The organism is Desulfobacter curvatus DSM 3379 (genome assembly GCF_000373985.1).
In the GTDB taxonomy this organism is placed as follows: Bacteria; Desulfobacterota; Desulfobacteria; order Desulfobacterales; family Desulfobacteraceae; genus Desulfobacter; species Desulfobacter curvatus.
In genome coordinates this window covers 118,324-130,220 of record NZ_KB893057.1, presented here as the reverse complement: position 1 = coordinate 130,220, position 11,897 = coordinate 118,324, and the positions used below count along the sequence as shown (strand labels likewise).

Sequence of the window (11,897 nt, the reverse complement as noted above, 5' to 3'; positions counted from 1 at the left end):
GGCCGACCTTTTATTATTTATGCGTCAGCACTGAACACTTCACCGATCGCTTGACACAACTCTTTTTTCGAGTTATCTTCTAAATTGAAAGTATTCAATTTAGAAGATACAAGCTTCTACAGAAGGACCTCTTCGGCGCCCACCGACGAGGTTTTTTTGTTTTTAGAGGTTACCTTTCTTTAAAAATAAGTTTCTTCTCCATAAAAAAAATTTTATAATGAAGTGTTTTAAAAAAAGGATTTAAGACAGGTGATCCGGGATCTTTTCCAGACCACCACTTAAGGAGAGCCCAAATAAAAAAAGGGCTCAGAAGAAAAGAATTCTTCTAAGCCCTAAAAATCTGGGTTGGAGGCGGCTCCCGGATTTGAACCGGGGAATAACGGCTTTGCAGGCCGTCGCCTTACCCCTTGGCTAAGCCGCCATGTGGAGCGGGAAACGGGATTTGAACCCGCGACTTCGACCTTGGCAAGGTCGCACTCTACCACTGAGTTATTCCCGCTCAGCAACAGGAAATACTTATAGAGGGATGTGCTGCTTTTGTCAATGACAATTTTAAAAACATCCTTATTTTTTCAACAATACCACATACTATTTATTCTTTTTGTTCCAGTCTGAAAGGAAGGACTCAATGCCCTTGTCGGTCATATGGTGTGCGGCCAATTTCTTAAGCACACCATAGGGGATTGTGGCAATATCCGCACCCATCAAGGCCGACTGCAGCACGTGGAGCTGACTTCTCACCGATGCCACAATAATCTGTGTGTCAAAGTCATAATTGGTAAAAATCTGAACGATTTCCTCGATAAGCCCCATGCCTTCCTGGGCCAGGTCATCAAGGCGACCCACAAAGGGCGAGACATAGGTTGCTCCGGCTTTGGCCGCCATCAGGGCCTGGAGCGCTGAAAACACCAGGGTCACATTGGTTTTAATGCCTTCGGCGGATAATGTTTTAACCGCCTTAAGCCCTTCCACGGTCATGGGGATTTTCACGGCAATGTTATCGGCAATTTTTACAAGTTCCCGGGCTTCAGATACCATACCTTCATACTCAAGACTGATCACTTCTGCGGAAACAGGACCATCAACAATGTTGCAGATCTGTGCAATGATATCTTTGAACTCGCCATCTTCTTTGGCAATCAGGGAAGGATTGGTGGTCACACCATCCACCATGCCCATATCATTGGCATCCTTGATCTGTTCAATATTGGCTGTGTCAATAAAAAATTTCACGAGTCTCCTCCTTGGCCAGGGCAATTACTGCCTGGCTTTCATCTGTTTTAATTTGTTTAAACAGTTCACCCACGGTCAAGCCGTTTACCGGATGAACCAGATTTTTATCTATGTCGCAAAGGGGTTTCAATACAAAGAGGCGCTCATGCATTCGGGGATGGGGAAGCACAAGCGTCGTTGTGTTCATCACACATTGGCCGTAAAAAATAATATCCAAATCAATCCTGCGGGGACCAAATCTGAAGGGCTTGCCGTCCCGGTCCTGCTCTTTTTCAATGGTTTGCAGCACCTCTAAAAGCTGTTGTGGAGAATAAGCCGTGTTAATCTTAATAGCTGCATTCACAAACCAGTCCTGATCCGCATAATTCTGGGGTGCTGTCTTATAAAATTTTGACAAAGCCTCTATAAAAATCCCGTCTGTTTCCCCAAGGCGCCTGATGGCCAGGCCAATGTTGGCAATCTTATTTCCCACATTTGCACCGATGCTCAAAAATGCAGGCGTCAGGGTTAATGTATCAGGGAAATTCAATATACAGAGTTTCCGATACCTTACTTTTTATATCGTCATGTCCCAGGGTCCGAACCCTAAAATAATAATGAAGTTCCTGATCAAGGGTATATATAAAGCTTTTCCTGGGCATGGGAACCACGCCCAGGGATTTGAACATAAAGGGACATCCTTGGCAACCATCCAGGGGTTTGGTGGCCATGAACACTTCAAACCCTTCAACCTTCGGTCCGTGTTCCTGATCCTGCAAAGAGGCACATGTCCACGTAAGGGTCATATCACGATCCTTGAGCGTATATTTCAAGTCCGTGGGGGCCGCAGGAATATCAACATCCTTAGTTGGAGGCACGGGCGGCCCTTTTTTACCACACCCTGATGCCGTAAAAAGTATACCTGCGCCCAACAAGGCAAAAAAAAGACATGATAATAAACGCTGAAATATCCGGTTCAAAGGCCAAGCTCCTTTTTTGCCACATCTACAGCCGCGGCGACGTTATCAAATCCTGTTCCGCCATAAGAGTTGCGCCGGGCCACCATGGCCTCCAGGCTGATGAAGTCATAAACATCCTTTTCAATGAGATCACTGAAGGAACGCATCTCTTCAAAACTTAAACCGTCCAATTCCTTTCCTTGATCCAGGGCAAAATTTACGGCTTTTCCGGCAATACCATGGGCGGTTCTAAAGGCAACTCCTTTGTTAACCAGGTAATCGGCAAAATCCGTTGCATTTAAAAACCCCGTCATACAGGCCGCGCGCATCCGATCCTTGTGAATATCAATATGAGAAAACATGCGGGTATAGACATCCAGGCATATTTTTAAGGTATCAACGGTATCAAATAATGGTTCCTTATCTTCCTGCATATCCTTGTTATAGGCCATGGGCAACGATTTCATGACGGTTAAAATGGCCATGAGATTGCCCACCACACGCCCTGTTTTACCCCTGACAAGTTCGCATGCATCCGGGTTTTTTTTCTGGGGCATGATGGAAGAACCTGTGGTAAAGGCATCTGAAATGGTAATAAATGCAAATTCCGAGGTGGACCATAAAATCAGTTCCTCGGACAACCGGGACAGATGAATCATGCAAATGGACGCATGGGAAATGAATTCCATGATAAAATCACGATCAGACACCGCGTCCATGGAGTTTTCCGATACCCGGGAAAAGCCTAAAACCTGGCAGGTATATTCCCGGTCAATGGGGAAACCGGTGCCGGCCAGTGCAGCCGACCCAAGGGGCATCACATCCAGACGCGTCATGGAATCTTCCAAACGTTCCATATCCCGCTTGAACATCTGATAATATGCCAGCATGTGATGGGCGAACAATACGGGCTGAGCCCTTTGCATATGGGTATATCCGGGCATCACCGTCTTTTTGTTGGCATCGGCAAGGGTCACCAGAGCGGCCTGGAAATCTTTGAGCATCCGGATCAGGTTTAAGGTCTCTTCCCTAAGATAAATACGCACATCCAGTGCCACCTGATCATTACGGCTTCTTCCCGTATGAAGTTTCTTGGCCACAGCGCCGCAGACATCCCCTAAATTTTCCTCCACGTGCATGTGAATGTCTTCCAGGGCGTCGGTGAATGCCATCTCATTGTTATCAATCCGGGTCTTCACCGTATCCAGGCCCTGGACCAGAATTTCAGCATCTTCGGATGAGATAATCCCCTGCTTTTCCATCATTTCAAGGTGGGCCTGACTTCCTTTTATATCGCTCTCATAGAGGCGTTTATCCACGTCTATGGATGCGTTAAACGCCTCCATCAATTTATCTGTGGATTCGACAAACCGGCCGCCCCATAGTTTTTTACTCATTATCTTTTCTTCCTATGTAGTTCCTTTTTTTCATTAGGCGCCAAGACCGTTATGATAGAATCAAGCGCTCTAAAATGGCTTTATGCATATGCCGTTTGTTTTCCGCCTGATCCCAGAATGCCGCATTTTGTGCTTCAAGGACAGATTCGGAGATCTCCTCCCCCCTGTGGGCAGGCAGGCAGTGAAGTACCAGACAGTCGTCCTTGGCACCGCTGAGCAGTTCTTCATTAACCTGGAATCCCTCGAATGCATTAAGCCGGCCTTCAAGCTGATCTTCTTCACCCATGCTGGCCCACACATCGGTATACACAACATCGGCACCTTTAACAGCCTCTTTGGGATCATTGGTGAACACAATATTTTTCTTTGTGTCTGCCCCGGAAGCGGATATGATCTCGGGCTTGATATGGTGGTCGTCCGGACAGGCCACGATCAACTCCAGTCCCAGTACGGCCGCAGCATTGACCCATGAATTGGCCACGTTATTACCATCACCGACCCAGGCGATCCTGACGTTTTCATACCCGCCTTTATGTTCAATCACGGTCATGATATCGCTTAAAATTTGGCAGGGATGAAAGGCGTCCGTCAGTGCATTGATCACCGGAATCGTAGAACTTTGGGCAAATTCTTCCACCAATGCATGGTCAAAAGTTCTCATGGCCAGACAATCAATATACCGGGATAGAACCCGGGCCGTATCCTTTGCCGGCTCATTTCGGGATATCTGGGTATCCTGGGTACTCATATATATGGAGTGTCCGCCAAGCTGAATCATGGCGGTCTCAAATGCAATGCGGGTCCGGGTAGATTTCTTATCAAAAATAAGGCCCAGGGTTTTGCCGGCCAAAAGGGCGTCAAAAATACCTTTTTTGTAACGCGCCTTCAAGCTTAAGGCCCTTTCAAACAGGGTCGTAAAATCCTGGGGTTCAAGGTCCAGTAAACACAGTAAATCCTTCTTCAATGGTCTTCTCCTGCAAGCAGGTTATCCAGTACGGCAACCAGCTGATTAATTTCGGCGGTCCCTATAATCAAGGGTGGTGCAAATCTAAGAATTTTATCTTGAATCGCATTAATAATAAAGCCTTTTTTGAAACACTCAGCCATATACTCTGAAGCGGTTTTCCCTTTGGAAACATCAAGTTCCATACCAATAAGCAACCCCTTTCCCCTGACATCCACCACTTTTTTATGCTTTTCTTTTAAACCATTCAGCTGCGCCAGAAAATAGGCGCTTTTTTCGCACACCGATGCCAGAAAACCATCTTCAGATATTAACCGAACCACCTCAAGGGCCGCGGCCGTCGCAAGGGGGGTACCGCCAAAGGTTGACCCGTGGCTGCCCATTTCAAAGCCCGATGCTGCCTCTTCGGTGGCCAGCATGGCACCGATGGGAACCCCATTGGCCAGCGCTTTGGCAAGGGTCATGATGTCGGGTGTTACACCATAGGATTCATGGGCGAATAATGTTCCACAGCGGCCCATGCCGGTCTGAATTTCATCAAAAATCAACAGGGTGCCGGTATCCGTGCAAAGCTGCCTTACGGCTTTGATATATTTGGGGTCGGAAGGAATAACACCGCCCTCCCCCTGCACGGGTTCCATCATTACCGCACACACCGTATCATCAAGAGCCGCTTTTAATGCCTCAATATCATTAAAGGGCACATGGACAAACCCATCCAGCAAGGGATAAAACCCTTTTTTGATTTTGTCCTGGCCCGTGGCGGACAAAGTGGCCATGGTCCGACCGTGAAAACTTTGCTGCATAGTCACAATCTTAAACCTGTCGGTCTCCCCCTTTGCCTGGAAAAACCGCCTGGCAAGTTTAATGGCAGCCTCGTTGGCTTCAGCCCCTGAATTGGCAAAAAAGATGCGGTCAGCAAAGGATTTTTCCGTCAAAGCCCTTGCAAGCTCAGCCTGGGGCATTGTGTAAAACAGATTGGACACATGCACCAGCGTGCCGGCCTGGGCAGAAATGGCTGCGGTAATGTCCGGGTGGCAATGCCCCAGGTTGCATACGGCAATGCCGGCCAGAAAATCGGTATATATTTTGCCCTGATCGTCATAAAGTTTGCAGCCCTCTCCTTTGACAAAGGGCCGACCCTGGCGAGCATAGGTCTGAAACACATGATCCTGGGTAAGTTCAATGCTCATTTTATATTTCCTTATCTTTAAATGTCACCTGCAAATAACTGAGTGCCGATACCTGAATCCGTAAACAGCTCAAGCAGCACAGCATGGGCAATTTTCCCGTTAATGATATGGGCTTTTTTAACGCCGGCGTTCAAGGCGGAAAGTCCGCATTCCACCTTTGGAATCATGCCCCCTGAAATCCGGTTATCCCGGATCATCTCCCGGGCCTGGGGTTCGTTCACCGATGAGATAAGTGCCTTGTCACTATCCAGAACCCCGTCCACATCCGTAACGAGAATAAGGCGCTCGGCATTCAAGGCACTGGCAATCCTTGCCGCCACAACATCCGCATTAATATTATAGGTTTCGCCTTTACTGCCCACCCCCACCGGCGCAATAATGGGGATAAAACCCTTAGTGCTCAACGTATGAATAATTTCAGGATTTACACTGGACACATCCCCCACCATACCCGGATCAATAATCTCAGGCGGCTTGCTTTCATCTTCCTGGTGATAAATGGTCATTTTTTCGGCCAGAATCAGTCCGGCATCCTTGCCCGAAAGGCCCACGGCCCTTCCGCCTTCCAAGTTGATCCGGGACACCACATCCTTGTTCACTTTGCCGCCCAGAACCATTTCCACCACATCCATGGTCGCATCGTCCGTGTAGCGCATGCCCTTGATAAAAGTGGAGGTAATCCCCATGGTTTTGAGTACCTCATTAATTTGGGGACCACCGCCATGGACCACCACCGGATTAACCCCAATGGTTTTAAGCAGGCAGATGTCCTTGGAGAAATTGGTTTTCAAATCTTCATCCACCATGGCGTGTCCACCATACTTGATCACCACGGTTTTTCCGGAAAATTTCCGGATATACGGCAAAGCCTCTATCAATATGTCTGCAACAGTATTTTTCATAGGATATACCTGCTTAAGTCTTGGTTCCTGGCAATATCTGACAACTGCTTTTCAACAAAATCAGAATCAATGTTGATGCGGGTCTCCTCGACATCCGGCGCATCAAATAAAATTTCTTCAAGTAACCGTTCCATGAGCGTATGCAGCCGCCTTGCACCGATATTTTCCATGGATGCATTCACCTCAACGGCAATCTGGGCAATTTTCTCCACCGCCCCCTGGGTAAAGCTTAAATGAACCCCTTCGGTGCGCAGCAATGCAATATACTGCAGCACCAGGGCATTTTTAGGCTCGGTGAGAATACGGGCGAATTCAGATGCCCCCAACGAGGAAAGTTCCACCCGAATGGGAAACCTTCCTTGCAATTCCGGAATAAGATCCGAGGGTTTGGACACATGAAAAGCACCCGAAGCAATGAACAGGATATGATCTGTTTTCACGGTACCGTATTTGGTGGGCACCGAACTGCCTTCCACAATGGGCAAAAGATCCCTTTGCACGCCTTCTTTAGACACCTCAGGTCCGTGGCTCTTGTCTTTGCCCGCAATCTTGTCGATCTCGTCGATAAAAATGATACCGGACTGCTCCACCATGGTAATAGCATCGGTTTTCACCTCTTCCATATCAACCAGATGGGCAGCCTCCTCCTGGGCAATCAGGGCAAGGGCCTCTTTGACCTTTACATTGCGGCTCTTGGTATTTTTAGGCATGAAATTGCCAAGCATATCCTTCATATTGATACCCATCTCCTCCATGCCGGCATTTGAAAAAATTTCCACCATGGGCATATTTTTTTCCTGGACATCAATATCTATTTTACGATCGTCAAGCTTGCCGTCATCAAGCATCTTACCAAGCTTTTCCCGGGTATGTTCGGAGGGCTTCTCATCTGGCTTTTCAGACGCATCCCCCGTATCAAGCCCGAATGCCGGACTGTCCTTCCGGGAAGGCAAAAGGATATCAAGCACCCGCTCCCGGGCGATCTTGACTGCCTTTTCCTGAACAGCCTCTTGCTGACGGCCCCTGAGCATGTTTACGGTAAGCTCCACCAGATCCCGGATCATGGATTCCACGTCCCGGCCCACATATCCAACCTCGGTGAATTTGGAAGCCTCCACCTTGTAAAAAGGGGAATCGGTCAAATTGGCCAAACGACGGGCAATCTCGGTTTTACCAACCCCTGTGGGGCCGATGAGGATGATATTTTTAGGTGCAATCTCATCCTGGAGATCCGGTTCCAGCTGTCGGCGCCGCCATCGATTTCTTAAAGCCACAGCCACTGATTTTTTGGCGTCGTTCTGGCCGACAATGTACTTATCCAGTTCCGTTACAATTTGGTGGGGTTTTAGATCCTTCATTCAATCATTTCCAATGGTTTCTATAGTTACATGGTGATTGGTATATATACAGATATCTGCGGCAATTTTCATGGCTTTTTCCACAATCTGCACCGGTGCAAGATCCGTATTTTCAATCAGAGCCACGGCTGCGGCCTGGGCTGCGGTGCTGCCGGACCCGATGCTGATCACACCTTCATCGGGTTCAATCACATCCCCGTTACCTGATAGAAGATACAGGTTTTCTTTATCCGCTGCAATCATCATGGCTTCAAGGCGGCGAAGATATTTGTCCGTGCGCCACTCCCTGGCAAGCTCCACACAGGCCCGGGTTAAGCTGCCACTGTACTGATCCAATTTCTCCTCAAGCTTTTCGGCCAGGGTCAGGGCATCGGCTGTGGCGCCTGCAAATCCGGTAATAATCCGATTGTTATAAATCCGCCTGACCTTGCGGGCTTTATGTTTTGTTACAACATGCCCTAGCGTCACCTGTCCGTCACCTGCAACCACTACCATGTCTCTGGTTCTAATGGCAAGAATTGTGGTGCCGTGAAATTGTTCATTATCCATATAATATCCAATTCTCCTGATTCTGTTCGCCGCTGAAATGCAGCCAACAGTCTGGGTTTTTAATTTTATAAAATGTTTACCGTCGGGGATGGGCTTTGTCGTATACCGCCATCAGGCGATCCATGCTCACATGGGTATACACCTGGGTGGTGGACAGGCTGGCATGACCTAGAATCTCCTGAATACCCCGAAGATCCGCACCGGAATCCAGCATATGAGTGGCAAAGGTATGCCGCAGGGTGTGGGGTGATATTTTTAAGCCTAAGCCGCACTCCATGACCACCTTATCAAGAATGCGCCGGATGGAACGTCTGCCGAGCCGTCCAAAATCTTTATTTAGAAATACGGCAGAAAAATTCTCCTTGAGATCGGCCCGATAGGCTTGAACGGCATCAAGGGCGCGCCTGCCCACAGGCATGATGCGCGATTTATTTCCCTTGCCCAGGACCCGAATCAGCCCGGCATGAAAATCAATGTCCTGGATATTAAGCATGTGAAGTTCACCGATTCGCATACCTGTGGAATAAAAAGTCTCAAACATGGCAAGATTGCGTTTATCCATCCAGGTATCATTTTTCATGGTGTTCAACAGCCTGAAAATATCATCAATACCCATGGCCTTGGGAAGGGTTTTCTCAAGTTTTGGAAAAGGGATGGTATCCGCAGGATTCAACCCGATCACCCCGCCCCTAACCAGGTAATCAAAAAAAGATTTTAAGGCAGACAGCCGCCTTGAAAGGGTTTTTTTACTTTTTTTCAAGGCGGTCTGGGCGGCAAGATATCTGCGCACAATCATCTTGTCCACCTGTTGAACCCTTATTTCAAAGGCCTGTTGCCAATTTTCTTCCTTGCAGTTGCAGGTATCCAGATAAAAAAGAATAAAGCTTTTTAAATCCGTAAAATAAGCCCGAAGCGTATGGGCGGAATACCCTTTTTCGGCTTCCAGGGTGATCAGATAGTCGTCAAGAATCATGGCGGTCCAGTCCGGCACAGGCCATGACCTGTTTGAGATCGTCCCAAGCCTGGCGTTTCAAATCAGGGTTTTTCACAAGCATTGACGGGTGGTGGGTGGCCATGACCGGTACCCCGCGGCATTGAAAAAAATGCCCCCGAATTTTTGTCAGGGGATCATCCGTGCCTTTCATCATCCGGCAGGCTTGTTCTCCTAATGCCACCACGGCAACAGGTTTGTGCGTCAGAAGATGATGCGAAAGCAACGCGTTGTCTGCACAATTGCAGATATACACATCTGAAGGTGTAAGATTCATGGCTGCAAGTATCTTTACCAAAAGATTGCCGGACGGCCCCTCAAAAAAGGTGCCCTCACTGTCCACCAAAACGATCCGCGCACCTTCTGGCCCCTGGGCCGCAAATGGCGGGGGCGGCCACGAAGGCGTTCCCCATGTGTCAAGGATATGTAAGGCATCCGGCCCCAGGGTCATGGATTGATTTCCCAAACTCTTTTGAAGCTTCAGAAACTGGCTTAACGCATTGAGCGCCTGGACAACCCCATGACCGCAGTCTGAATTTTGGGCAGCCGTACCCTTAAAATCATCCATGACTTTAAGAAACCGCCTGGACAACAGCATCCAGAATGGCGTGGGCCACCTCTTCCTTTGGCATCAAAGGCAAATCCGTCACGTGACCGTCCCGGGTAAACAGTTTGACTTTATTGGTGTCTGCCTTGAAGCCCGAACCGCTTTTACCCACAATGTTGGCCGCAATCATGTCCAGGTGCTTTTTCTCCATCTTGCCCACCGCATAGGTTTCAAGATCGCGGGTCTCGGCAGCAAAGCCCACCAGGTACTGATTTTTTCTCTTTTTTAACCCAATGGCCTTTAAAATATCCCTATTCTGGGCCAATTCAAGCGTCATATGTCCCTGATCCTGTCCCACGGTTTTTTTAATTTTATGGTCCTGAACGGAAACAGGTTTAAAATCCCCCACAGCCGCCACTTTAATAATGATATCGGCCTGGTCCAGATGATCAAACATGGCATCATACATCTGGTCGCAGGACCCCACAGACACACACGCCACGCCAACAGGCGGATCAAGGCTGACAGGACCGGACACAAGGATGACCTTTGCCCCTCTTTTTTCCGCAGCCCCGGCAATGGCATACCCCATTTTACCCGAAGAGTGGTTGCTGATAAAACGGACAGGATCAATGGGCTCAACCGTGGGACCGGCAGAGACTAAAACGGTTTTTCCTTTAAGATCATTCTTATAAAAAAATGTACAGGCCCGGTCAAAAATAAACCAGGGTTCAGGCAGGCGGCCGGCGCCTGTTGTTTTACAGGCCAGCGCCCCTGAATCCGGGTCCAAAATGTGAATGCCGGTTTCTTCCAGCAGATCCAAATTTTTTTGTACCCTTATATTCTGGTACATGTCCGTATTCATGGACGGACAGATCAAAACAGGACAGGTCATGGCCAGCATCGTGGTGGTCAACGCATCGTCAGCAATGCCATGGGCCAACTTGCCGATGAAGTTGGCCGTGGCCGGTGCAATGACGGCAAGATCCGACGCTGACGCCACTTCAATGTGGGAAACCCCGGAGCCGGGCCCCTCCCACAAGTCAAGCAGCACGGGATTTTCCGAGAGGACCTCAAAGGTGGCAGGGCCCACGAACCGGGTGGCTGCCCGGGTCATCCCCACAACCACATCCGCTCCGGCCTTTTTAAAAAGCCGAAGCAATTCAACGCATTTATACGCAGCGATCCCGCCGGTCACACCTAAAAAAATGTGTTTACCATTCAATGTCATCAAAAGGTCCCGTCATTCAAGGTCCCACTGCTTATGGGCGTTTCGGATACAGCGCGCAAAGTCGGGGCTATTCCGATTTCAACATAAGTATAAATCTGTTCTTCACGAATTGCAATCACAGCACATCGGGTGGCCTTTTGAAATACCATGATGGTGGTCTCCGGGCCTTTAATCCTGGAAAGGACCTCCCAGTTGTCCTTTTCCATATTGATGGAAAAGAAGTTATAAAGGGAGTTGGACTCCACCCGCCCTCTAAGGGAGAGGATTCCGGATCTGAACCCGGGTGTTGAGACCACAACTGTGCGGTCTTTTATAATTGTCAACTCCTCGGGCACCAACACATCCTCGAAATCATGGTAAATAGCTACAGGTTTGTTTGCAACACCCGACTGGGGAGACTGGACCGGTTCCGAAGCAGACGACCCTTGAAAAAGCCCGCACCCTGAAACAAAAATAAAGGATGTAAAAATCAAAGAAATTAACAAGATTGATGGCAGATAATGACGAATTTGCATTAATTTTCTCCAGATTATTTGTTGCTAAAAATGCTATTTCTTCTAAAACGAATCCCCTTAAATGTCAATTCAATGTCAT

13 protein-coding genes and 2 tRNA genes are annotated in these 11,897 nt (G+C 48.3%); all 15 read right to left on the bottom strand.

Going from position 1 to position 11,897, the window contains the following annotated elements; translation table 11 throughout:
• Positions 1-346: 346 nt before the first annotated feature.
• A tRNA-Cys gene (locus B147_RS0112905) sits at positions 347-421 on the bottom strand.
• A gap of 3 nt (positions 422-424) precedes the next feature.
• Positions 425-499: transfer RNA gene (locus tag B147_RS0112900), tRNA-Gly, on the bottom strand.
• Positions 500-588: 89 nt separating this feature from the next.
• The gene (gene fsa, locus B147_RS0112895; protein ID WP_020587617.1) at positions 589-1,233 is read right to left on the bottom strand and encodes a fructose-6-phosphate aldolase; all 645 of its coding nucleotides are present in this window, start codon (positions 1,231-1,233) and stop codon (positions 589-591) included.
• Complete coding sequence (gene folK / locus B147_RS0112890; protein WP_020587616.1) at positions 1,217-1,762, bottom strand: 2-amino-4-hydroxy-6-hydroxymethyldihydropteridine diphosphokinase; 546 nt, start codon at positions 1,760-1,762, stop codon at positions 1,217-1,219. The genes fsa and folK overlap by 17 nt, the downstream gene beginning before the upstream one ends.
• Positions 1,749-2,090, bottom strand: a complete 342-nt coding sequence (locus tag B147_RS0112885) for a hypothetical protein (RefSeq protein WP_245569011.1) — start codon at positions 2,088-2,090, stop codon at positions 1,749-1,751. Before B147_RS0112885 ends, folK begins: the two co-directional genes overlap by 14 nt.
• A 98-nt stretch (positions 2,091-2,188) precedes the next feature.
• Positions 2,189-3,568: an argininosuccinate lyase gene (gene argH / locus B147_RS0112880; RefSeq protein ID WP_020587614.1), complete on the bottom strand. Its 1,380-nt coding sequence runs from the start codon at positions 3,566-3,568 to the stop codon at positions 2,189-2,191.
• A 49-nt stretch (positions 3,569-3,617) separates the two neighbouring features.
• Positions 3,618-4,532, bottom strand: coding sequence for an ornithine carbamoyltransferase (gene argF / locus B147_RS0112875; RefSeq protein ID WP_020587613.1), 915 nt, complete (start codon positions 4,530-4,532; stop codon positions 3,618-3,620).
• The gene (locus B147_RS0112870) at positions 4,529-5,725 is read right to left on the bottom strand and encodes an aspartate aminotransferase family protein (protein WP_020587612.1); all 1,197 of its coding nucleotides are present in this window, start codon (positions 5,723-5,725) and stop codon (positions 4,529-4,531) included. The genes argF and B147_RS0112870 overlap by 4 nt, the downstream gene beginning before the upstream one ends.
• Before the next feature lie 17 nt (positions 5,726-5,742).
• On the bottom strand, positions 5,743-6,627 hold the full coding sequence (gene argB, locus B147_RS0112865) for an acetylglutamate kinase (RefSeq protein ID WP_020587611.1): 885 nt from the start codon (positions 6,625-6,627) through the stop codon (positions 5,743-5,745).
• Positions 6,624-7,985 (bottom strand): ATP-dependent protease ATPase subunit HslU, encoded by a 1,362-nt coding sequence (gene hslU, locus B147_RS0112860; RefSeq protein WP_020587610.1) that lies wholly within the window; start codon positions 7,983-7,985, stop codon positions 6,624-6,626. The genes argB and hslU overlap by 4 nt, the downstream gene beginning before the upstream one ends.
• Complete coding sequence (gene hslV / locus B147_RS0112855; RefSeq protein ID WP_020587609.1) at positions 7,986-8,534, bottom strand: ATP-dependent protease subunit HslV; 549 nt, start codon at positions 8,532-8,534, stop codon at positions 7,986-7,988.
• 76 nt (positions 8,535-8,610) lie between these two features.
• Positions 8,611-9,525, bottom strand: coding sequence for a tyrosine recombinase XerC (locus B147_RS0112850; RefSeq protein WP_245569010.1), 915 nt, complete (start codon positions 9,523-9,525; stop codon positions 8,611-8,613).
• Positions 9,497-10,093: a uracil-DNA glycosylase gene (locus B147_RS0112845; RefSeq protein ID WP_157237876.1), complete on the bottom strand. Its 597-nt coding sequence runs from the start codon at positions 10,091-10,093 to the stop codon at positions 9,497-9,499. Before B147_RS0112845 ends, B147_RS0112850 begins: the two co-directional genes overlap by 29 nt.
• A gap of 4 nt (positions 10,094-10,097) precedes the next feature.
• Positions 10,098-11,303 (bottom strand): bifunctional phosphopantothenoylcysteine decarboxylase/phosphopantothenate--cysteine ligase CoaBC, encoded by a 1,206-nt coding sequence (gene coaBC / locus B147_RS0112840; RefSeq protein ID WP_020587606.1) that lies wholly within the window; start codon positions 11,301-11,303, stop codon positions 10,098-10,100.
• A complete protein-coding gene (locus tag B147_RS0112835; RefSeq protein ID WP_020587605.1) occupies positions 11,303-11,818 on the bottom strand; it encodes a hypothetical protein in 516 nt (171 codons plus the stop codon). The genes coaBC and B147_RS0112835 overlap by 1 nt, the downstream gene beginning before the upstream one ends.
• Positions 11,819-11,897: the final 79 nt, after the last annotated feature.